The sequence below is a fragment of the Streptomyces sp. NPDC007808 genome, from assembly GCF_042868655.1.
Lineage (GTDB): Bacteria > Actinomycetota > Actinomycetes > Streptomycetales > Streptomycetaceae > Streptomyces.
In genome coordinates this window covers 531,140-553,463 of sequence record NZ_JBIAEQ010000007.1, presented here as the reverse complement: position 1 = coordinate 553,463, position 22,324 = coordinate 531,140, and the positions used below count along the sequence as shown (strand labels likewise).

General features: G+C 71.5%; 19 protein-coding genes and 1 riboswitch. Of the genes, 6 read left to right on the top strand and 13 right to left on the bottom strand.

The features are described from left to right. Window positions 1-22: 22 nt before the first annotated feature. The 11 genes from ACFYNL_RS28045 to ACFYNL_RS27995 all read right to left on the bottom strand — a co-directional run bounded on the left by ACFYNL_RS28045 (window position 23) and on the right by ACFYNL_RS27995 (window position 12,457). The gene (locus ACFYNL_RS28045; RefSeq protein WP_388807860.1) at window positions 23-499 is read right to left on the bottom strand and encodes a septum formation initiator family protein; all 477 of its coding nucleotides are present in this window, start codon (window positions 497-499) and stop codon (window positions 23-25) included. 97 nt (window positions 500-596) lie between these two features. After that, window positions 597-1,877 (bottom strand): phosphopyruvate hydratase, encoded by a 1,281-nt coding sequence (eno, locus tag ACFYNL_RS28040; RefSeq protein WP_388807858.1) that lies wholly within the window; start codon window positions 1,875-1,877, stop codon window positions 597-599. A gap of 382 nt (window positions 1,878-2,259) precedes the next feature. Beyond that, window positions 2,260-2,946, bottom strand: coding sequence for a transglycosylase family protein (locus ACFYNL_RS28035; protein WP_388807856.1), 687 nt, complete (start codon window positions 2,944-2,946; stop codon window positions 2,260-2,262). Between the two features lie 4 nt (window positions 2,947-2,950). After that, window positions 2,951-3,150: riboswitch (cyclic di-AMP (ydaO/yuaA leader) on the bottom strand. A gap of 209 nt (window positions 3,151-3,359) precedes the next feature. Next, window positions 3,360-4,418 carry a transglycosylase family protein gene (locus ACFYNL_RS28030; protein ID WP_388807855.1) on the bottom strand — a complete coding sequence of 353 codons (1,059 nt, stop codon included), beginning with the start codon at window positions 4,416-4,418 and terminating at the stop codon, window positions 3,360-3,362. A gap of 167 nt (window positions 4,419-4,585) precedes the next feature. After that, a complete protein-coding gene (locus tag ACFYNL_RS28025) occupies window positions 4,586-5,866 on the bottom strand; it encodes a cytochrome P450 (protein WP_388807854.1) in 1,281 nt (426 codons plus the stop codon). Between the two features lie 598 nt (window positions 5,867-6,464). Next, the gene (locus tag ACFYNL_RS28020; protein WP_388807853.1) at window positions 6,465-7,445 is read right to left on the bottom strand and encodes a nucleoside triphosphate pyrophosphohydrolase; all 981 of its coding nucleotides are present in this window, start codon (window positions 7,443-7,445) and stop codon (window positions 6,465-6,467) included. Between the two features lie 193 nt (window positions 7,446-7,638). Next, the gene (locus tag ACFYNL_RS28015) at window positions 7,639-8,283 is read right to left on the bottom strand and encodes a SurA N-terminal domain-containing protein (protein ID WP_388807851.1); all 645 of its coding nucleotides are present in this window, start codon (window positions 8,281-8,283) and stop codon (window positions 7,639-7,641) included. A gap of 175 nt (window positions 8,284-8,458) precedes the next feature. After that, window positions 8,459-9,955 (bottom strand): protein kinase, encoded by a 1,497-nt coding sequence (locus ACFYNL_RS28010; protein ID WP_388807987.1) that lies wholly within the window; start codon window positions 9,953-9,955, stop codon window positions 8,459-8,461. A gap of 38 nt (window positions 9,956-9,993) precedes the next feature. Continuing rightward, window positions 9,994-10,671, bottom strand: coding sequence for a hypothetical protein (locus ACFYNL_RS28005; RefSeq protein WP_388807850.1), 678 nt, complete (start codon window positions 10,669-10,671; stop codon window positions 9,994-9,996). 190 nt (window positions 10,672-10,861) lie between these two features. Continuing rightward, entirely contained in the window at window positions 10,862-11,605 is a 744-nt protein-coding gene (locus tag ACFYNL_RS28000) for an N-acetyltransferase (RefSeq protein ID WP_388807848.1), read from the bottom strand. Window positions 11,606-11,689: 84 nt separating this feature from the next. Next, the gene (locus ACFYNL_RS27995; RefSeq protein WP_388807985.1) at window positions 11,690-12,457 is read right to left on the bottom strand and encodes an HNH endonuclease family protein; all 768 of its coding nucleotides are present in this window, start codon (window positions 12,455-12,457) and stop codon (window positions 11,690-11,692) included. Between the two features lie 192 nt (window positions 12,458-12,649). Here ACFYNL_RS27995 and ACFYNL_RS27990 point away from each other — a divergent pair, with 192 nt between their 5' ends. Further along, entirely contained in the window at window positions 12,650-12,832 is a 183-nt protein-coding gene (locus tag ACFYNL_RS27990; RefSeq protein WP_388807846.1) for an Rv0909 family putative TA system antitoxin, read from the top strand. A gap of 121 nt (window positions 12,833-12,953) precedes the next feature. On the opposite strand, the gene ACFYNL_RS27985 is transcribed toward ACFYNL_RS27990, so the two are convergent. Next, a complete protein-coding gene (locus tag ACFYNL_RS27985; RefSeq protein WP_388807845.1) occupies window positions 12,954-13,835 on the bottom strand; it encodes a hypothetical protein in 882 nt (293 codons plus the stop codon). Between the two features lie 121 nt (window positions 13,836-13,956). On the opposite strand from ACFYNL_RS27985, the gene ACFYNL_RS27980 reads away from it, so the two are divergent. The 4 genes from ACFYNL_RS27980 (at window position 13,957) to ACFYNL_RS27965 (ending at window position 16,497) form a co-directional block, all read left to right on the top strand. Continuing rightward, window positions 13,957-14,628 carry a TetR/AcrR family transcriptional regulator gene (locus tag ACFYNL_RS27980; RefSeq protein ID WP_388807844.1) on the top strand — a complete coding sequence of 224 codons (672 nt, stop codon included), beginning with the start codon at window positions 13,957-13,959 and terminating at the stop codon, window positions 14,626-14,628. Between the two features lie 152 nt (window positions 14,629-14,780). Further along, window positions 14,781-15,200: an SgcJ/EcaC family oxidoreductase gene (locus ACFYNL_RS27975; protein WP_388807843.1), complete on the top strand. Its 420-nt coding sequence runs from the start codon at window positions 14,781-14,783 to the stop codon at window positions 15,198-15,200. A 92-nt stretch (window positions 15,201-15,292) separates the two neighbouring features. Further along, window positions 15,293-16,075 (top strand): SDR family NAD(P)-dependent oxidoreductase, encoded by a 783-nt coding sequence (locus ACFYNL_RS27970; RefSeq protein ID WP_388807842.1) that lies wholly within the window; start codon window positions 15,293-15,295, stop codon window positions 16,073-16,075. Between the two features lie 50 nt (window positions 16,076-16,125). Further along, complete coding sequence (locus tag ACFYNL_RS27965; protein ID WP_388807840.1) at window positions 16,126-16,497, top strand: MerR family transcriptional regulator; 372 nt, start codon at window positions 16,126-16,128, stop codon at window positions 16,495-16,497. Window positions 16,498-16,650: 153 nt separating this feature from the next. On the opposite strand, the gene mfd is transcribed toward ACFYNL_RS27965, so the two are convergent. After that, entirely contained in the window at window positions 16,651-20,181 is a 3,531-nt protein-coding gene (gene mfd, locus ACFYNL_RS27960; protein ID WP_388807838.1) for a transcription-repair coupling factor, read from the bottom strand. A 565-nt stretch (window positions 20,182-20,746) separates the two neighbouring features. Between mfd and ACFYNL_RS27955 the strand changes: the two genes are divergently transcribed. Beyond that, window positions 20,747-22,195, top strand: coding sequence for a DUF2079 domain-containing protein (locus ACFYNL_RS27955; protein ID WP_388807836.1), 1,449 nt, complete (start codon window positions 20,747-20,749; stop codon window positions 22,193-22,195). Window positions 22,196-22,324: the final 129 nt, after the last annotated feature.

The following is a 22,324-nucleotide window of genomic DNA, read 5'->3' as shown; positions in this document are numbered from 1 at the left end:
CGGTTTCTCGGTCTCGCTGGTCTCAGTGGTCGGCGGCGTCGGCCTTGTCGACCCCGTCCCAGATGTCGGTGTACCAGGGGCGGTCGGCCGCGCCCTGGTCGGTCCGCGACTGCCGGGCGGCGTCCGGGTCGATCACCACGAACCCGGTCTCGCCGGGCATCACATAGTGCAACCGCTCCCGGATCCGCTGCTCGGCGTAGGCGTCGTCCTGCCAGCGTGCCTTGGTGTCGCGCAGTTGCTCGACCCGCTCGGCGGCCTCCTGCTTCTGGCGCTTCAGGTCGGCGATCTCGGCCCGCTGGGAGACGTACTGCCTTATGGGGTAGGCCAGCGCCACCACCATGGAGCAGACGACCAGCGCGAGCAGGGCGGCGCGTCCGGTGAGCCTGGAGCGCCGGGCCTGCCGCTTGGTCTGGGAGCGGTAGACACGGGCAGCCGTCTGCTCGCCGAGCAACCGGATCCTGGTCGCGGTGGAGAACCGGTCCCGGTCCTTGACGGCCATGTCCCGCCTCCCGTTTCACACGCGTACGTCCCCGCACACGGTACGGGACCGGTACGGGGACGTACGTACGACTGGCTAAGGATTGACCCTTTACGGCTCAGCCCTTGAAGCGCGGGAAGGCGCTGCGGCCGGCGTACACCGCGGCGTCGTCGAGGATCTCCTCGATGCGCAGCAGCTGGTTGTACTTGGCGACGCGGTCCGAGCGGGCCGGGGCGCCGGTCTTGATCTGGCCGCAGTTCACGGCGACGGCGAGGTCGGCGATGGTGACGTCCTCGGTCTCGCCGGAGCGGTGGGACATCATGCACTTGAAGCCGTTGCGCTGGGCCAGCTCGACGGCGTCCAGGGTCTCGGTGAGCGAACCGATCTGGTTGACCTTGACCAGCAGGGCGTTGGCGGCGCCCTCCTCGATGCCGCGGGCGAGGCGCTCGGGGTTGGTGACGAACAGGTCGTCGCCGACGAGCTGGACCTTGTCGCCGAGGCGCTCGGTGATGGTCTTCCAGCCGTCCCAGTCGTCCTCGAACAGCGGGTCCTCGATGGAGACGAGCGGGTACGCGTCGACGAGCTCCGCGTAGTAGTCCGTCATCTCGGCGGCGGAGCGCTCCTTGCCCTCGAAGACGTAGACGCCGTCCTTGTAGAACTCGGAGGCGGCGACGTCGAGCGCCAGGGCGATCTGCTCGCCGGGGGTGTAGCCGGCCTCCTTGACGGCCTCCAGGATGAGGTCGAGGGCGGCGCGGTTGGAGTCCAGGTTCGGGGCGAAGCCGCCCTCGTCGCCGAGACCGGTGTTCAGGCCCTTGCGCTTCAGCACCTTCTTGAGGGTGTGGTAGACCTCGGCGCCCCAGCGCAGCGCCTCGGAGAAGGTCTCCGCGCCGATCGGGGCGATCATGAACTCCTGGATGTCCACGTTGGTGTCGGCGTGCGAGCCGCCGTTCAGGATGTTCATCATCGGCACCGGCAGCAGGTGCGCGTTGGGACCGCCCAGGTAGCGGAAGAGCGGGAGGTCGCTGGCCTCGGAGGCGGCGTGGGCGACGGCGAGCGAGACGCCGAGGATGGCGTTGGCGCCGAGGGAGCCCTTGTTGTCGGTGGCGTCCAGGTCGAACATGGCCTGGTCAATCAGGCGCTGCTCGGTGGCGTCGTAGCCGACCAGCTCCGGGCCGATCTGCTCGATGACCGCGAGGACGGCCTTCTCCACACCCTTGCCCAGGTAGCGGTTGGGGTCACCGTCGCGGAGCTCGATGGCCTCGAAGGCGCCGGTGGAGGCGCCGGACGGGACGGCGGCACGACCCGTGCTGCCGTCGTCGAGGCCGACCTCGACCTCGACCGTGGGATTGCCTCGGGAGTCCAGGATTTCCCGGGCTACGACGACGTCGATGGACGGCACGAGCATCTCCTTCTTGGGATGTGACGCGATGTGTCGCTGGTGGTGCGGGCACGGGGCCTCGCGCCTAGAGCCTAACCGCCCCCGGGACATCGGTCGGCGAGCGACCGTCCCGTGGACAGACTGACGGTACACATTGTTCCCAGGCGGAACAAAGAGCTTCCGGATGACGGACAGGAAACGAATCCGCAGCGAAGGCCGACGCAAGGATGCACCCGTGCCGTCGGGCGACCGGACGCGGACAGAGAAAAGCCCCGCCCCGGCGCGTACGGGGGAACACGCACCGGAGCGGGGAGTCCGTGGGGACGGGGGGGGCGGCCCTCACGGGGTCCTGACTCTGAGGTCCACGGATGTGAGGGCGCCGGGGTTCAGCTTTCGGCCCGCACTACTTCAGGTGCAGCTGCTGACCCGGGTAGATCAGGTTGGCGTCCTGGACGATGTCCTTGTTCAGCTGGAAGAGCTTCTCCCAGCCGCCCTTGACGTCGTGCTCCTGGGCGATCGAGCTGAGGGTGTCACCCTTGGCGACCTTGTACTCGCCGTCGCCCTTCTTGACCTTCTTGCCGGTCGGGGTGGTGACGGTCTTGTCCTTCTCGGCGGCCGGGCGCTCGGCGGAGCGGGAGGCCGACTGCTGCTCGGTGGAGCGGGTGGTGGTCTCGGAGCTCTGCGAGGAGTCGCTCGACGAGGCGCCGGAGTAGGCGGCGTTCGACAGGCCGGTGCCGCAGTGCGGCCAGGCACCCTTGCCCTGACCGGCGAGGACCTTCTCGGCTATCTCGATCTGCTGGGCCTTGGTGGCCTGGTCGGCGGTGGAGGCGTACTTGGTGCCGCCGTACGCGGCCCAGGTCGAGGCGGAGAACTGCAGACCGCCGTAGTAGCCGTTGCCGGTGTTGATCGACCAGTTACCGCCGGACTCGCACTGGGCGACGGCGTCCCACTCGGAGGCGGTGGCGGCCGAGGCGCTGCCCGCGGCCATCAGCGGGGCGGCGACGGCGGCGGCGCCGGTGACGCCGACGACGGCGATGGCACGGACGGCCTTGGACGGACGACGGTGCTTGCCCTTGCTGGAAAACAGCATGGAGAGATCCCCTCACCGACGCCTACGAGGTGAGCTGTCGGGTTCGGGCCGGTTGAGTTGCCCGGCCGCGCACGCTCGCCTCTCGGCTGCTGTTGCGCGGCTTCACCCCGAGCCGGCTCCGGCCGTGCGGCCCCGAAGGGCCTCAACTGCCGGACCCGGCGCAAACCTTGGGTCCCCCGCTCCTGCCTACGGCGCTTGACGCGACGACTGTTCCCGTACGGCCGCCGGCAGGATTCGGCGTGACGGCCATCGGGGCCCGCACTGGTGGCGAGCGGTCACGACCGTAGACACGCGATTCGCGGAATTTCAAAGACGATCAGGGCTTCTGAGATCTATCTCTCACTACATTTAAAACGGACATTCAGGAGCGAAACGTGACGCGAACTCCCGCAGTTTTTCGCCCTGTTCGGCCCCTATTCGGTCGGGACGTCCAGGGTCTGACCGGGGAAGATGTCGTTGGCGTCGGCGCCGATGGCGTCCTTGTTCGCGTCGTACAGCGCACGCCATCCGCCGTCGAGCTCAAGGGAGTCGGCGATGGAGGCCAGGGTGTCCCCCGGGCGGACGCTGTACGAGGCGTGGCGGCCGGAGGGCTTGGCGGCGCCGTCGACGACCTCGCTCTCGTCGGCACTGGCTCCGCGATGACGCCCGGAGCCGGTGGTCGCGTCCTCGATCGACCCGGTGTCGACCAGGCTCCAGGAGCCCGCGGACTGCCCCAAGTCGTCCCGATTGTCCCCCTTGGGGGCTTCTACGGGAGAGCTGTCCGGCGACTGCGCGACCCGGGAGTCGGGCGACGCGTCCGCCTTTTCGGACTTTTCGGCCTGCGGGGATGACGAGGGAGACGATGAGGAGCTATCGGGCGATTCGGACGATTCATCAGAAGAGCCGCTCGGCGAGTTCGAGTCACCCGACGGAGTCGAGGCGTCGGAAGAGTCCGAAGAACCGGAAGAGTCGGATGAAGTCGATGAATCAGATGGGTTGGACCTGTTGGGTGATCCGGATGAATCGGACCGACCTGGCGAGTCAAGCAATCCGGATGACCCGGACACCTCGGACGGCGAGTCCTCCTCCACACCGGTGTCCAGGTCGACCGACCCCGACTCCTTGGTGAGGCCGTTGAGCACCGCGCATGTGCCCCAGGGGCTGGTTCCGCGGTCCGCGAGGATCTCCTGCGCCACCGCGATCTGCTGGGAACGGCTCGCCAGGTCGGGGCTCGCCGCGTAGTCGAGACCGCCGTACTCGTCCCATTCGTCCTGGGTCAACTGCAGGCCGCCGTACTGCCCGTTGCCGGTGTCCGCGCTCCAGGATCCACCGCTCTCGCAGTCGGCCACCTTGTCCCAGACCGTACCGTCGGCCGCGCTCGCCCCCGTGGCACCGAGGAGCGGGATGGCGATGGCGGAGCCGGTCACTCCGGCCGCGACCAGGAGTGCCGGCGCCTGACGGGGGCGACGGTGACGACCGTTCCCGGAGAGCATGCGGGGACCTTTCACGAGACAGCAGTGACCGCGGCGCGTGAAGCGTGGGCGCCGTCGTTGATCCGTGAACGTATAGGCAGACGATCACTTGTCACAAGTTAATGCCGCGCAGATCACGTGAAGATCACAGAGGTGAGTGCGTGTCACGTTTGCCGAGGTGGACACACTCACCCAACTGGGGTGAACCGCACCGGAAGTGTTCGCAGCCCCCGCATGATGAGGCCGCCGCGCCACCGCAACTCGGCCGGGTCCACCGCGAGTTGCAGGTCCGGGAGCCGGGTGAGCAGGGTCGCGAGGGCGGTCTGGCCCTCCAGGCGGGCCAGCGGGGCGCCGAGGCAGTAGTGGATGCCATGGCCGTACCCGAGGTGCTGGTTGTCGCGGCGGCCGAGGTCGAGGACGTCGGGGTCGGCGAACCGCTCCGGGTCCCGGTCGGCGGCGGCCAGGACGACCAGGACGGGGTCGCCGGATGCGATCCGCTGCCCGCCGATGGTGAGCGGCTCCTTGGCGAACCGCCAGGTGGCGAGTTCGACGGGGCCGTCGTAGCGCAGCAGTTCCTCCACTCCGGTTTCGAGGAGGGCGGTTTCCTGGGCGGCCAGGGAACGCTGGAGGCGGGCGCGCTGCTCGGGGTGCGTCAGCAGGGCGTAGGTGCCGTTGCCGATGAGATTGACGGTGGTCTCGAAACCGGCGAACAGCAGGATGAAGGCCATGGCGGCGGCCTCGTTCTCGGTGAGGTGCTCACCGTGGTCGGAGGCGCGGATGAGGCCGGAGATGAGGTCCTCGCCGGGTGCGGGGGTGTCCGGGAGTGCCTCGCGCTTGCGGTGGATGAGGTCGGCGAGATAGCCGCGCATCTTCTTCACCGACCGCGCGACACCGCCCCTCGGGCCACCCTGGTGACGGATCATCATGCCCGCCCAGTCCCTGAAGTCGTCCTGATCCTCTCGGGGAACGCCGAGCAGGTCGCAGATGGCGTAGATGGGGAGCGGGAAGGCGAACTCGTGGATGAGGTCGGCCTCCCCTTTGTCCGCGAACCCGTCGATGAGGCTGTCGGTGAGCTCCTGCACGCGGGGCGCGAACTCGGCGACCCGGCGCGGGGTGAACGCCTTGCTGACCAGACGGCGCAGCCGGGTGTGGTCCGGCGGGTCGATGTTGAGCAGATGCGTCATGAGCTCGGCCTTGCGCTCACCGGGGATGCCGGTCTTGCCCTTGGCGTGGGCCGGTTCGTCGTGATGGGCCGGGTTCTTGGAGAGCCGGTTGTCGGCGAGCGTCTGCTTGGCGTCGGCGTACCGGGTGACCAGCCAGGCCTCCACGCCGCTGGGAAGACGCGTCCTGTGCACGGGCGCGTGGTCCCGCAGCCAGGCGTAGGCGGGGTAGGGGTCGGTGGCGAACTCCCAGGTGAAGAGCTCCGGGGGTTCGGGCGCGGCATCGGCGGGGGCGTGCTGGTCGGTCACTCCTCGACCGTATCCGGAGGGGCGGCGGGGGCACGGCCGTGGGGGCCGGGCGACTCGGGGCGGGGGGCCGTGGGGCGGGGCGTGGGGCTGTGGGGCGGGGGCGTGGGGGCCGGGCGACTCGGGGGTGGGTCTGGGTGGCAGGGGTGTGGGGCCGGGCGACTCGGGCGGGGGGCTGTGAGGCGGGGCGTGGGGCTGTGGAGCGGGGGCGTGGGGCCGGCGACTCGGGCGGGGGTCTGGATGGCAGGGGTGTGGGGCCGGGCGACTCGGGCGTGAGCCCGTCGGGCACGGGCGACGGGGGACCACTCAGGCGTGGGCCCAGGTGGCACGGGCGTGAGGGCCGGACCACTCAGGCGGGAGCCCTGTGCCGGGCTCGGTGCCCGGCGGGTCCGCACGTGTCGGTGCTCTGGGCCGGCCGCGGCGGAAGCGGGCTTGGGCGGCCGAGGGTCTCGGAGGCGGGGGGCCTGGGCGGCCGAGGGTCTCGGAGGCGGGGGCCTGGGTGGCCGAGGGTCTGGCCAAGCGGGGGCCTGGGTAGGCGGGGCCCTGGGTAGAGGGCCCCCTCGGCGGTCCGGGGGCGTGGCCGGGGCGGACCCGGGCACACCTACGCGGACAAGCCCTCGGCAGCCCGTACGGCATCGCGGTAGGCCCGGGCCGCTACTCTCAGCGCTGCCTCGGGGTCCACTCCGGCCGCCTCGGCGCGGACCGCCAGTGCCAGCAGTTCATATCCGACTCCTTCGCCGGTCGGCAGGTCCACCTCCAGTTCCGCCGTCCGCACCCGCGACGCCAGCTTCGCCGCGAGGGCGAGGCCCGGCTGGCCGAGCGGGATGCCCTCCGTCACCGACTCGCGCCGCTTCTCGACGGCCTTCGTGCGCAGCCAGTGCTCCTTGACCTCCTCGGGGGTCGTCGCCGTCTCGTCGCCGAAGACGTGCGGGTGGCGGTGGATCAGCTTGGTGACGATGCCGCCTGCCACGTCGTCGATGGAGAAAGGCGCCTCCGGGTCCTCCTCGGCTATGCGGGAGTGGAAGACGACCTGCAGGAGGACGTCCCCGAGTTCCTCGCGGAGTTCGTCGCGGTCGCCTTCCTCGATCGCCTCGACGAGTTCGTACGCCTCCTCGATGCCGTACTTCGCCAGACCCTTGTGTGTCTGCCGGGAGGACCACGGGCACTCGGCGCGGATGCGGTCCATGACCTGGACGAGGTCGAGGAGGCGGGCGCCGGGCAGGTCGTAGGAGGCGGGGAGCAGCTCCAGGTCGGGCATGCTGACGCGTCCGGAACCGGCGAGGCGGGCCAGACCGTCGGTGAGCGCCGGCTCGCCCTCGCCGGTGGCCACGACGACGACGGTGCGCCCGCCGGCGCAGGCGTCGATCAGTTCCTCGGCGCTCGGGGCGGCCTCGTCGACCGTGATCCCGGCCTCGCGCAGATACGGCAGCTGTGGGTGCGTGCCGTCCGCGCACAGCACACGGTCGGCCCCGTGCAGTGCCTGCCAGGCGGGCCAGGACAGCAGGCCGGGCGCGACGCGGTGGCTGGTGGTGAGCAGGACGATGCGGCCGGGAGCGACGGCTTCGGGGCTGGTTGCGTTCACCATCCGAACGTAACCCACGACGCCGACGGCCCCTCCGGTTGTCCACAGGCTCACGGCCCGCGTTGTCCACAGGGGGCGGGCGCCGGGGCCGTAGGCGGTCGATTGCGCGGGGCCGTGAGCGGGCGGTTGCGCCGGGGCGGGCCACGGGAGGGCCGTTGCGCCCTTGATCCCGGTGGGCCGTCGCGCCGTGCGGCTACGCCGTCTGCCCGCCGCCCGTAGCCGTCACCTCGCGCACCCACGGCGTCTTGGTGTCGGCCCGGCTGCTCTTTTGGACGTCCCAGGTGCCGTAACGCGGGTTGAGGTCGATGTCGAGCCGCTTGGAGGCCTCGGCCAGGGCGTTCCAGAAAGCGGGCTTGCCGGTGTCGGTGCCGAGCTTCGCGGCGAGTTTCTGCGCCTCCAGCTGGAGGCGCAGGTTCTCGTCGAGGCGCTGCGGGGGGATGCCGTACTGCTGGAGCCAGGCCGCCTCCAGCGCCTTGGCGCCGCCGACCTCCCGCTCCAGGTCGCCGCGCATGCCCTGGAGCTCCTTGCGGGTCACGGTCACGCCCGCGTCCTGGGCGGCGCGATGCAGCACCCGGTCGAGGACCATGGTGTGCAGGACGTCCCGCGGGAGGGTGCCGGACTTGGCGATGACCTGCGCGTACTGGGCGTCGTCCGGGACGGCTGCGCGCTGGGCCGCACGGACCTCGCCCACCCTGTTCTCCAGCTGCGCGACGGTGATCCGCTGGCCGCCGACGACGGCTGCCGCGCCGGGGTGCGCATCGTTCCCGCAGGCGGTGAGCAGGGGCGCGGCGGCGATCGCGGCGGAGAGGAGGAGCGCGGTGCGACGGCGGCGGTGCAAGGAGACCTCCCGAGGAAGAGCTTGTGCGGCAGTGCACAAAGTCTTGCGGTGATCGATGGTAGGCAGTGGGCAAGCTCTGGCCAACCCATTCGACCAACGATTCATCAGGACTTCCGGCACCGCAGCGCCACCCGCACGGCCCTCAGCGCGAGCGCTCGCCGTCGCCGGTCAGGAATCAGCCGCGCACCTGCCCCAGCCACTGCAGCGTCCGGCGCACCTCGGTGGCGAGCGGGTGGACCGGGCCGTGCCGGCGTTCCACGTCGAGCAGCAGGCGGGCCAGGGTGTCGTGGGCGGCGGGGCGGTCGCCGAGGGCCAGCAGGAGGTGGCCGATGCGGCGGCGGACGTCGTGGGCGAGTTCGTGGTCGTTGCCTGAGACGTACTGGTTCTCGTAGTACGGCAGCAGCGCGCGGTACTCGGCGAGCGCGGCCGCGGGCTCCCCGAGCTGCTCCAGGCACTGCGCGGCGTCGTAGCGGAAGCGCAGGGACTGCGGGTCGGCCTGGCCGGCCTCGGCGGCGCGTTCGTCGGCGAGGCGGCGCAGTTCGGGCAGCGCGCGCCGGTACTGGCCGTCGTCCATGAGGGTGGCCGCGTACTGCTTGCGCAAGGTGCGCACGACCGGGGAGTGCTCGCCGTGCTGTTCGGCGGCGGCGGGCAGGATCGCGCCCAGGATGTCGACGGCCTGGGTGATGCGGCCCTCGCCGAGGAGGCGCTTGACCTCGTCGACGGCGCGCGCGACGTCCGGTTTCTCGTCGGCCGGCGTGACGGGGGTGGCGGGGGCGGGCTGGGGGGCGGGAGTGCGGGCCCGGTCCGGCCAGGGGGCGTGCGGGCGCAGGAAGGGACGCGTGGGGTCGAGGGGTGCCCCGGTGGGCGTTCCACGGGCGGGCAGGAGCGGCGCCAGGGCTTCGTACACCTCCTGGGCGGAGGCGGGGCGGTGCTGGGGGTCCTTCGCGAGCAGGCGCAGGACCAGTGCTTCGAGCGCCTCGGGGACCTCGGCGCGGATACGGCGCACGGGCAGCGGTGGTTCGTACAGGTGCCGGTGCAGCACGCCGAGCGCCGTCGAGCCGGAGAACGGCACGTCGCCGCTGAGGAGTTCGTGCAGCACCACGCCGAGCGCGTACAGGTCGGTGTACGGGCCGACCGCGCCGCCCATCGCCTGCTCGGGGGCCATGTAGGCGGGCGAGCCGATGGGCGTGCCGGTGTGGGTGAGGCGGGTGGTGTCGGCGTCCATGACGGAGGCGACACCGAGGTCGAGCACGGTGGCCGTGCCGTCCTGTTTCACCATGACGTTGCGCGGCTTGAGGTCGCGGTGGACGATCGGCACCGCGTGCACGGCACTGAGTACGGCGCACAGCTGCGCGGCGACCGCCACCGCCGTCTGCCACGGGTACGGGTTGCGCTCGGCGAGGTGGGCGGAGAGGTCGACGCCGTCGACGTACTGCATGACGAGGAACAGTTCCTCGCCCTCGGTGCCCGCGTCATGGACCGTGACCAGCCCTGGGTGGTCGACCTGTGCGGTCACCCGGCACTCGCGCTCGAAGCGGCGGCGCAGTTCGTCCGCCTCGTGCCCGGCCACCTTGTCGGGGCGCAGCAGCTTCACGGCGACGCGCCGGTCGAGCCGACGGTCGTACGCCGTCCAGACCTGTCCCATGCCGCCCTGTCCGATGAGCGTGGACAGTTCATAGCGGCCGGCGACGACACGTCCTGCCGCCACGGTCACCTTCCGCCCTCGTGGTTGCGGTCCTGCCGGCCGTCGTGCTGGCGCAGGTAGTCACTGAGCTCGTCGAGTTCGGCACGCACCTGGTCGATGCGCGCGGGCGCGGGGCGCTGCGGGGGCGGCGGCACCGGCGTCCCGGAGGTCGGCGGCTGGGGTATCGGGGTCTGGGGTACCGGAGTCTGGGGCAGCGGGGTCTGGGGCAGCGGGGTCTGGGGCAGCGGGGTCCCGGACAGCGGGGGTGACTGCGGCACGGTCGTGGCGGTGTACGGCGACTGGGACTGCGGATAGCCGTAGGCGGGGGCCGAGGGCGCCTGTGTGCCGTGACTGGCGAGGCGGAGCTGCTGGAAGTGACGTATGTCCGCGGCGAGGTAGTACGCGATCGCGGCGACCATCCCGCCCAGGACGATGACCAGGCCCGTCCAGCCGCGCGCGCTGTGGATCTCGTCGCCGGGCTCGGTCCCCAGCAGGTAGAGGCCGAAGAACTCCACGCCGATCGACGCCGCGAACAGAGCCCAGTCGCGCGCTCTGCGGGTGACGATGACCAGACGCAGCATCATCACCCACAGCAGCATGCCGCAGCTCATCACCGAGATCACGACGAGGACCACGCGCACGAAGACCAGCCACCCCGTCGACGGCGGCTGCTTCACCGGCTGCGTGTAGCCGTGGCCCTGCATGGCTGCTCCTGTTGCGCTGAAGTGGGCGTGCGGGGTCGCCCCCCTGGCCCGGTCTGGGACAACCTCGATCGTGCGATTGTCGCTTCGAGCGTATAGGTCGACACCGACATACGGTCACTGGTTGTACCGAACCGTTGTCATGCCGATCACTCCGTACCGCGGCGCAGGTCGTCGAGGCCCGGCTTCCGGGTCAGAGAGGGTGCCGCATCCACACGTTGGGCTCGACGTACACCGCGTGGTCCCGCTCCGGCTCGCATCGCACCGGCACCAGGGCCCCGGGTACCTCGATGTCGCCCGCGGTGTCGAAGGGCAGGCCGGTCCAGTCGCGCCACTGCTCCAGCGAGCCGGCGATGGTCATGGAGGCGGGTGCGACGCGGTCGATGGTGGCGCCGGCGCGGGCGTGAACGCGCAGCCACGGGTCGTGGGGCAGCCCGTCGGGGCGCACGCGGCGGGCGTACTCCTCGATGGGGGTGCGCGGTTCGAGGTGCTTGGCGTTGGGGCGGACCGGCGCGACGACCTCGCGAAAGCCCTGGGCACGGGCGTTGTCACGCATCGCGGAGAGCATGCGCGCGGACAGGCCGCTGCCCTGGACGTGCGGGGCGACGACGATGGAGATGGCGCTGACCGTGTCGGGCCGGGTGCCGGTGCGCAGGTCGGCGAACGCCCACACCAGCACCTCGTCCCAGCCGCGGGCGGGAAGTCGGCCGCGGCCCTCGGCGGCCAGGGCGAAGGGCACGCTGTAGGCGTGTGCGACGACCTCGCCGCGCTCGTCCTCGGCGAACAGCACGTACTGCGGGAGTTCCCGGGGAATCCTGCCGTACTGGGCGTTTGCCACCAGGTCCTGCCCCATGAACGCGGGCCAGCTGTCCGCCATTTCGACGACCCGGTCGAGCATCTCGGGACGGTCGGCCAGGCTCGATATTTTCAGCTCCATGCCCGTCACCGTAGGGGCCGGGTGATCGCGCCGACCAGCCGATTTCGCCCTCAGCAGCGGCACTTCACCGCGTACCGGCTCGCCTCAGCCCGTGCACTGGCGCAGCATCATCTCCTTGTCGGCGGTCGTCACCGGCAGTTCGTACTTCAGTGACACCTGGGCGAAGCGCACCGCGTACGAGCAGCGGATCCGCTTGTTCGGAGGCAGCCAGGACGCGGGGCCCGAGTCGCCCTTGGAGCTGTTCGTGCGGCCGTCGACCGGTATGAGGTTGAGGGGGTCGTTGGCGATGTCCTGGCGTTTGCCCTCGGGCCAGCGGGACGCGCCCATCTGCCAGTCGTACGACAGTGGCATGACGTGGTCGATCTGTACGGCCGTGGCCCGGGACTTGGTCCACTCGATCGTCCGGCCCGTGTACGGGTCGTCCAGCGTCATGGCCATCACGACACAGTCCGATCCGGACCGGAAGCGGAGGTCCTCGCCGTCGCGTTTCAGCAGGTCGTTGCGGGTGTCGCAGCCGTTGCGCGCGAACGGGATGCCGCCCGGTGCCGAGTCCATCCACGCGTAGCCGAACTCGTCCCGGTCGTAACCCGTCCTGGGGCCGCGGCCCTTGGTGGCCACCTTCTCGATGAGGGCCCGCGCCTCGGCGCGTTCGGCGTCCGAGGTGAGCGGTGCGAGTCCCGGTTTCGTGCCGTCGGGGTTGTCCAGCGGGCTCGCCGCACGGCCGGAACCCTTGGCCGGGCCGGCGCCGGTCGGCGTGCCGTCCACCGGCAGGTCGACGCTCTCACACCCCGCCACGGTCAGCACCAAGCCGAGCATCGCCGCGGCGCCGGCCGCCCCGCCCCTCAGACGCATCACGACCTGCCCCTCCCCTTGCCGACCAGTTCCGCCCGCGCTGGCGGTCTTCCCCGGTACGCCGTCGTACACACGGTAGCGATCCGACACACCGCGGCGTCCACGAGGTCCGGACCCCGACGGAGTTGACCGCGCATACCTCACAACCCGGGCGTATCGTCGGTGGTGAATCACCTCTGGAAGGAGCTCTGCATGGGCATCTTCGACAGGTTCAAGAACCGCCACGGGCAGGACAAGGCCAGGGACATGTCCGACGCCGCGGAGCGGAAGACCAACGAGAAGACGGGCAGCAAGTACGAGAGCCAGGTCGACGACGCGCAGCAGCGGATGGAGCGCGAGTTCGGCATGGAACGTGACAGGCCCGAGCAGCCGTAGGGCCGGGGACGCGTCGTCTTCCCCCTCACCGTGCGAAGAGGTCTTCTCCCTCACCGTGCGAACCAGAGCCGTCCGCGGGACCAGCCCCCGCGGGCGGCTGCGCGCGCTCTCACACCTTCCCTCACACCTTCCCGATGCCCAGCGTCGTCTCCGACGGCAGCAGACCCGAGGACAGCACCGCCACCCAGAACTCGCCGAGCAGTTCCACGAGGCGGTCGGTCTCGGCACCGCTCAGCACCCGCCAGGGCGCGGCGGCGAGCCGGTCGGTGTGCTCCTCCACCGTGCTGCGCAACTCATGGCCCGATTCCGTGGCCGTGCCGTCAGCGTCGACCAGCCCTCGGTCCGCCAGCTGGGCACGGGCGTCGGCCCATTCCCCGGAGGTCCAGCCCCGGCTGCCGAAGCGCTCGACGGACGCGGCGCCGATCGCCGCGAAGGACACGAGTGATTCGACGGGGTCGAGCCCGGCGACCTGCAGGGCGGCTATATGGCCGTCACCGCGGTGTTCCCGCAGGAGTGTCGCCGCGTGCCAGAGCTGGAGGTGGGGAGCTTCCGGCCAGTCCAGGGCGGCGTTGGCCGCGGCGAGCGGGCGGCCCGCGGTGTTCGCGGCCTCGGCGACGCGGCGGGCGAGGGCGGCACCCTCCGCCAGTTCCGCGCTGTCCGTACGGTCGCCGAACAACGCGCGGTAGGTCCGGTCGATGCCCCGTACTCTCGCCTGCAGCAGGGCTTCGGGGTCGGCGATCTTCCATGCGCGGTCGATGTGTTCGGCCACCATGCGGGGGCTGAAGCTGTAGAAGGCGGACGAGACGCTCTCCGCGCCGACCGGACCCAGCGGTGCGGCCCGGAACGGGAAGTAAGCCGGCCAGCGCTCCTCTACGGAATACCCGAGCGCGGCGGCCTCGTCGAAGACCTCCGGCGCGTAGTACACCACCGCGTGCAGCGGCTCCAGCAGGTGCCAGAGCTGACGTACCCGACCCTGCTCCGGACCGCCGTCGTGGTTCACCATGACGCGACTCCCCCTGACTCGATGACGCGGGGACTCCCGAAGCCCCGCAACTTGACACTGACAAGATTGCCCGACGAGGACAGAACTTGTCAATGCCTAGATTACGCGTACGCTGCTGCACATGACCCCCACGCAGAAGCCCACGTCCCCCCGCCGCCCCTATCACCACGGCGACCTGCGCCGCGCCATCCTCGCGGCGGCCCTGGACGTCATCGGCGCCGACGGCCCGTCCGCGCTGAGCCTGCGCGACCTCGCCCGCCGCGCCGGTGTCTCGCACGCGGCGCCGGCCCATCACTTCAAGGACCGCACCGGCCTGCTCACGGCGATCGCCGCCGAGGGGTTCGGGCTGCTGGCGAGCGCGCTCGCCGAGGCCGACGACCTCAAGGACGCGGGCGTGCGCTACGTCCGCTTCGCACGCGAGCACCCCGCGCATTTCCAGGTGATGTTCACGCCCGAACTGCTGCGCGCCGACGACCTGGAACTGACCACGGCCCGCACCCTCGCCGGCGACGCGCTGCGCGGCGCCGTCTCAGGCGTACGGCCCGAGAGTTTCGGCATCGACTCCCGCCTCGCGGGCGTGGCCGCCTGGTCCCTCGCGCACGGCTTCGCCACGCTGCTCCTCGGCCACAACCTGGACGGCCCGGTGGGCGACAGGGATCCGGAGGAGGTGTTCCGGACCCTGGCGGCGACGCTGTTCCGCACCGGCGCACCCCAGGAGGCCGCCGCCCCGACGACCGAGCTTCCGGCGACCACGACCCGGGGGACCGCGAGCCCGGAGCAGAGCCCCGGGTGACCCGACCACGCGGCCGACCGGAGTACCGGCTGGCGCGGCCACGGGTGCTCGACCGCGAGCCCGGAGCGGAACCCCAGGTGACCGGGCCAGGCGCTGCGGCCCCCGGAAAAACACTTGACCTCAAGTCCAGTTGAGGCCCCAAAGTGATCCGCATGACCACCACAGCCGCGCACACAGCCGCCGCGGAGGCGGACCTCCAGGCGATCGCCGAAGTCGTCGCCACCGTCCAACGCACACAGCGGGCCAAGGACCCCGAGGGCTTCCTCGCCCTCTTCCACCCCGACGCCCTGTGGACCACCGCTCATGGCAAGGTCCTCATCGGCCTCGACGCGATCGCCGAGTTCACCCGGGCCGTGCTGCCGAACGCGACCTGGGACGGCGAGGTCACCTACGAGGTGGCGCACACGCAGTTCCTGCGGCCCGACGTGGCGGCCGTCAAGGTCCGGCAGGTCTACCACGCACCGGACGGCGACACGGAGGGCGCCCCGTTGTACGTCATGACCCGTCAGGACGACGGACGGTGGCTGCTGCACGCCTGCCAGAACACCTCGGTGCGGGTCGACGAGGATTAGGGCCTGTCGTAGGCGTGACGGGTGACTGTGACATGAGGAACACGGCCGTGCGTTGACCTTGTCACCGGCGGCAGGGTCGGAACGTCGTACCCATGAACCGCATCGCACCCCGCACCGTCGTCGTCACCGGCGCGGGCACGGGCATCGGCCGTGCCACGGCCCGCGCCTTCGCCGCCGAAGGGGCGGACGTCCTCGCCGTGGGCCGACGTGCCGCGCCCCTCGCCGAGACCGCGGCCGGCTCAGGCTCCGGCTCCGGCTCCGGCTCCGGCTCCGGTGACCGCATCACGCCGCTCGCCGTCGACATCACGGCACCCGAAGGCCCTGAGACCGTCGTCCGTACGGCCCTGGACAGGTACGGAAGGATCGACGTCCTGGTCAACAACGCCGGTGTCGTCGACGCCGGTTCCCTGCGCACCTACTCCCGCACGTCCGTCGAGCCGCAGCTCGCGACGAACCTCCTCGCCCCCGTACTGCTCACCCAGGCCGCCCTCCCCGCACTGGAGGACAGCCGCGGTGTCATCGTGAACGTGACGACGTCCGTCGCCCAGCGCGGCTGGCCCGGCAACTCCCTGTACGCGGCCGGGAAGGCGGCCCTCGAAGTGCTCACCAGAAGCTGGGCGGTCGAGTTGGCCCCGCACGGCATCAGGGTGGTCGCCGTGGCTCCGGGTGCGATCGAGACGCCGATCGGGGACCACGCGGGCTACTCGCCCGAGCAGTTGGCGGTGATCCGCGAGTGGCAGCTGGCGCACACCCCGCTGGGCCGCGTCGGCCGGCCGGAGGAGGTCGCCTGGGCGATCACACAACTCGCCTCCGGGCAGGCCGCGTTCATCACCGGCGTGATCCTTCCGGTGGACGGCGGCGCCGTCGTCGCGTGAGACTCGCCCGCATGGGACGACCTTCGCAGCGACCTTCAGGACAGCCCTCCATGCGTATCGGCGTGCTGGCCGAAGCGACCGGCACGACGCCGCGCGCCCTGCGGCACTACGAGCAGGCGGGGCTGATCACCTCGGAGCGGGCGGCGAACGGCTACCGGTTCTACGACGCCGCCGTCGCCGCCCGCGTCCGCAACATCCGTCATCTCCTGGACGTGGGCCTGACCCTGGACGACGTCCGCGTGTTCCTGCCGTGCCTGGACGGCGACGTGACCGAGGGGCCGGCGTCCGACGCGGCCCTGCGGGTCGCCCTCGACCGCCTCGCCGTGATGGACGAGCGCATCGCGGCGCAGCTCGCCGTGCGGGAACGGCTGGCAACGGCCCTGGCCCAGGCGAGGGGCGGCCGCGTGCAGCCGGTGGCCTGAACCCGAGCCCCGGCCCCGGCCCCGGCCCCGGCCCCAGCTCAAGCCCGAGCCCGAGCCCGAGCCCTGGCCCGACCGTGAGCCCCAGCCCGAGCCCCAGCCCGAGCCGCAGCCCGAGCGTGAGCCCCCCAGCCCGAGCCCGAGCTCAACCCCGCGCTACGACCCCAGAACCGACGTGAGGAACTCCCCGACCCAGCCCAGCAGGTCCCGTCCGACCAGCGGCTTTCCGCCCACCTTCGCCGTCTTCGGGCGCGGCACCAGCACCTGGTGTGCGGCCGGCTTGATGACGGTCCCGGGGTAGAGCCGCTTGAGCCGGAGTTCCTGGGACTCGCGCAACTCCACCGGCGCGAAGCGGATGTTGTTGCCCTGCAGGACGATCTCGCCGACACCGCACGCGCGTGCCAGCATGCGCAGACCGGCCACCAGGAGGAGGTTCTCGACCGGCTCCGGCAACTTGCCGTAGCGGTCGACGAGTTCCTCCCGTACGGCCTTGATGTCCTCCTCCGTGTTGGCGGAGGCGATCGAGCGGTATGCCTGGAGGCGGAGCCGCTCGCCCGGCGCGTAGTCGTGCGGGACGTGGGCGTCGACGGGGAGCTCGATCTTGACCTCCAGCGGCGGCTCCTCCTCGACACCGCCCTCCAGCGACGCCCGGTAGTCCGCGACCGCCTCGCCGACCATACGGACGTAGAGGTCGAAGCCGACGCCCGCGATGTGGCCGGACTGCTCGCCGCCCAGCAGGTTGCCCGCGCCCCGGATCTCCAGGTCCTTCATGGCGACGTACATGCCCGCGCCCATCTCCGTGTGCTGGGCGATGGTCGCCAGGCGCTCGTGGGCCGTCTCCGTCAGCGGCTTCTCCGGGGGATACAGGAAGTAGGCGTAGCCGCGTTCCCTGCCGCGTCCGACTCGGCCGCGCAGCTGGTGCAGCTGGGAGAGGCCGAAGTTGTCACCGCGCTCCACGATCAGGGTGTTGGCGTTGGAGATGTCGATGCCGGACTCGACGATCGTCGTGGAGACCAGGACGTCGAACTTCTTCTCCCAGAAGTCGACGACGACCTGCTCCAGCGCCTGCTCCGACATCTGGCCGTGGGCGGTTGCGATCCGCGCCTCGGGGACGATCTCGCGCAGCCGGGCGGCCGCCCGGTCGATCGATTCGACCCGGTTGTGGATGTAGAAGACCTGGCCCTCGCGCAGCAGTTCACGGCGGATGGCGGCGCCGATCTGCTTCTCCTCGTACGGCCCGACGAAAGTCAGGACCGGGTGGCGCTCCTCGGGCGGCGTCGTGATCGTCGACATCTCCCGGATGCCGGTGACCGCCATCTCCAGGGTTCTGGGAATCGGGGTCGCGGACATCGTCAGGACGTCGACGTTGGCGCGCAGCTTCTTCAGCTGCTCCTTGTGCTCGACGCCGAAGCGCTGCTCCTCGTCGACGATGACCAGGCCCAGGTCCTTGAACTTGGTCTCCGAGGAGAACAGGCGGTGGGTGCCGATGACGATGTCGACCGCGCCGTCGCGCAGGCCCTCCAGGACCGCCTTGGCCTCGGTGTCGGTCTGGAAGCGGGACAGGGCGCGCACGTTCACCGGGAACTGCGAGTACCGCTCGGAGAACGTGCCGAAGTGCTGCTGGACCAGGAGGGTCGTGGGCACCAGGACCGCCACCTGCTTGCCGTCCTGCACGGCCTTGAAGGCGGCCCGTACCGCGATCTCCGTCTTGCCGTAACCCACGTCGCCGCAGATCAGGCGGTCCATCGGGACCGACTTCTCCATGTCCTCCTTGACCTCGGCGATGGTGGTCAGCTGGTCGGGGGTCTCGGCGTACGGGAAGGCGTCCTCAAGCTCGCGCTGCCAGGGGGTGTCCGGGCCGAAGGAGTGCCCGGGCGCCGCCATGCGGGCGCTGTACAGCTTGATCAGGTCGGCGGCGATCTCCTTGACGGCCTTCTTCGCGCGGGCCTTGGTCTTCGTCCAGTCCGCGCCGCCGAGGCGGTGCAGGGTGGGCGCCTCGCCGCCGACGTACTTGGTGATCTGCTCCAGCTGGTCGGTGGGGATGTACAGGCGGTCGCCCGGCTGGCCGCGCTTGGCGGGGGCGTACTCGACGACGAGGTACTCGCGTGTGGCGCCCTGGACGGTGCGCTGCACCATCTCGATGTAGCGGCCCACGCCGTGCTGCTCGTGGACGATGTAGTCGCCCGCCTCCAGGGTCAGCGGGTCGATGGTCTTGCGGCGCCGCGCCGGCATCCGGGCGCCGTCCTTGCCGGCCGCCCTCTGCCCGGTCAGGTCGGTCTCGGTCAGCACGGCCAGCTTCAGCACGGGGTCGACGAAGCCGTACTCGATCGAGCCGCAGGCGACGTGGACGATCGACGGGGAGATCTCCCCCAGGTCCGCCTCCAGGCGCGCCGCGACGCCCTCGCCGCCGAGCACCTCGACCGTGCGGGCCGCCGGGCCGTGGCCCTCGGTCACGAAGACGGTGCGCCAGCCGTCGGCGAGCCAGCCCTTGGTGTCGGCGAGGGCCTTCGCGGTGTCGCCGCGGTAGGACTCGGGCGCGTGCATGCCCAACTTGAGGGTGTCCGCGTCGAGCGTCTCGTCGGCCGCGAACGGCGAGACCGACCACCACATCATGTCCAGCTCGCGGGCGCGGTCGCGGACGTCCGCGATGGACCACAGGGAAGCCGCGCCGACGTCGATGGGGGCCTCGCCGCCACCGGCCGTGGCGGCCCAGGACGCCTGCAGGAACTCCTGGCTCGTCGCCACGAGGTCGGCGGCGCGCGTGCGCACCCGCTCCGGGTCGCACACGACGGCCATGGCGCCCTTGGGCAGGACGTCGAGCAGCAGCTCCATGTCGTCGACGAGGACGGGGGCGAGGGACTCCATGCCCTCGACCGCGATGCCCTCGGCGATCTTGCCGAGCAGTTCGCCGAGTTCCGGGTGCTGTTCGGCGAGGGAGCGCGCGCGTGCGCGTACGTCGTCGGTGAGGAGGAGCTCGCGGCAGGGCGGGGCCCACAGGCCGTGCTCGGCGACTTCGAGGGAGCGCTGGTCGGCGACCTTGAAGTAGCGGATCTCCTCCACCTCGTCGCCCCAGAACTCGACGCGCAGGGGGTGTTCCTCGGTGGGCGGGAAGACGTCCAGGATGCCGCCTCGTACGGCGAACTCGCCGCGCTTCTCGACGAGCTCCACGCGCGCGTACGCGGCGGCGGCGAGGGCCTCCACGACGGCGCCGAGGTCGGCCGTGCCACCCGTCCTCAAGGCCACCGGTTCCAGCTCACCGAGGCCCTTGACCTGGGGCTGGAGGACCGAGCGGACCGGCGCCACGACGACGGAGACCGGGCCGGTCTCGGGGTCGTCGGGGCGGGGGTGGGCGAGGCGGCGCAGGACGGCGAGGCGGCGGCCGACGGTGTCGCTGCGCGGGCTGAGGCGCTCGTGCGGCAGGGTCTCCCAGGACGGGTACTCCACGACACCCTCCGAGGGGAGGAGGGAGCGCAGGGCCGCCGCCAGGTCCTCGGCCTCGCGGCCCGTCGCCGTCACCGCGAGGACCGGGCGACCGGTCTCGCGGGCCAGCGCCGCGAGCGCGAACGGGCGGGCCGCCGGAGGGCCGACCAGGTCGACGTGCATGCGGTTGCCGTCCGCGGCCGCCCTGGTCGCTTCCGCGAGGGCGGTGTCCTTGACTACGGCGTCGAGCAGACCGTGCAGACTCATTCGGGGGCGCTTCCGTCCGGGGTGGGCAACACGAAGGGCCCGACGCGTGTGACGAGCCGGGGGATTCCAGCGTACGTCGCTGCGCGGGCCGGTGCGGGCGCTGTGGATAACGTCCGTTCTCCTGTACTCGCCGACGTCCGTCCTCCGGCGGCCGTCCCCCGGCGTCCGTCCCGGGGCCCGCCGCTGCGGTGCTCACTGCTCCGGTACCCGCCGCTCCGGCGCCGTGCTCGCCGTTCCGGCCCCCGCCGCTGCGGTGCCTGCCGCTCCCGAGCCCGCGCCCGCCACTCCGGCGCCCGCGCGCGTGAGGGGCTCGCCCCCGCAGAACCCGCCACCCCCGGCACTCACCCCCACAGAACCGGCCACCCCGGCGCTCACCCCCACAGCAGAACTCGCCACCCCCGGCGCTCACCCCCGCAGAGCTCGCCCCCGGCACTCGCCCCCACCCCAGGCTGCCCCGCCGCCCGCCCGCTCCCAGCCCCTCACCCCCCAGCCTCACCCCACCCAAGATCCGGACAAATCACCCCACCAAGTAAGGCCACGCATGTACACCGCGTAAGGTCCCTGCATGCCCTCCCCCGCTCCCTCCACGACGCCGGACACGTCCTCCGAGCCCTCCATACCGGTGCCCGACGCGGGCTCCTCGGGGCAGGAGCGGCCCGATCGCGGCCGGTGGGACCCCTGGCTGCTCTCCGGGGTCCTCTTCGTCGGCTACGCGATCGTGTCCGTCGGGCGTTACCGGCATCTGGGCCAGCGGTCCTGGGACCTCGGGATCTTCGAGCAGGTCATCCGCTCCTACGCGCATCTCCAGGCGCCGGTCGCCGACCTCAAGGGCCCCGGCTTCAACATCCTGGGGGACCACTTCAGCCCCGTGACCGCGCTTCTGGCACCGCTGTACCGGATGTTCCCCTCGCCGGTCACCCTGCTCGTGGCACAGGCGGCGCTCTTCGCCCTCTCCGCCGTCCCCGTCACCCGTGCCGCGGTCCGGCTGCTCGGCCGGGCGCGTGGTCTGTCGATCGGTGTGGCGTACGGGCTGTCGTGGGGACTGCAGCAGGCCGTCGACTTCGACTTCCACGAGATCTGCTTCGCCGTCCCGGTCATCGCCTTCAGCCTGGAGGCGCTGCTCGCCCGGCGCTGGCGTGCCGCCCTGCTGTGGGCGCTTCCCCTCCTCTTCGTGAAGGAGGACCTGGGGATGACCGTCGCGGCCATCGCCGTCGTGGTCGCGCTGCGCGCCCGGCATGACGCTCCGCGGGCGGCCCGGTACGCGATCGGCGTGGCCGTCCTCGGCGTGGTGGCCGTCGCGGTCACCCTCCTGCTGGTCATACCGAGCTTCAACAACGCCGGCACCTACGACTACTGGAACAAGGTGAACGAGTCGGGCGGCGGCGGACCCCTCGACGGCCTCGACACCAAGCTGCGCACCCTCGGCTGGCTGCTCATCCCCACCAGCGGACTGCTCGCCCTGCGGTCCCCCCTGCTGCTCGTCGCCCTGCCCACCCTCGGGTGGCGGTTCGTCTCGTCGTACTCGCAGTACTGGGGGACGGACTGGCACTACAACGCCGTGCTGATGCCCGTCGTCGTCCTCGCCCTCGTCGACGCCCTCGACCTCTCCCGGCACAGTCCGCGTGCCTGGCTGCGGTCGTACGTGAACCATCTGCCGGCCGCCGTCGCCGCCGCCTCCGTCGCGCTGACGACCTCGCTGCCGCTGTCCGCGGTGACCGAGAGCGAGATCTACCGCAAGCCCGAGCGCACGGGCGCCGTCGAGAGGCTGCTGGCCCAGATTCCGGACGGGGCCTCGGTCGAGGCGAACATCGCGCCGATCAGCCGGCTCACCTCGCGCTGCCGGGTCTTCTGGGTCAGCAACACGCGCGGCGTCGAACCGGACTTCATCGCCCTGGACAACTCCCGCAAGCGCTACCAGGACGTCGAGGGTTACGCCCGCACCCTGCACCCCGACGCCCGCTACAGCGTCAAGGGCACCGCCTACGGGGTCGTACTGCTCGAACGACGGACCTGACCGGGGGCGGGAGCGCAGCGGGCGGGTGCGGAGCGGACGGGAGCGCAGCGGGGGCGGGCGGAGCGGGCAACGGTCGCGGGCCCGGACCGGAGTGTGAAGACTCCGGTCCGGGCCCGCCCCCCGCAACCC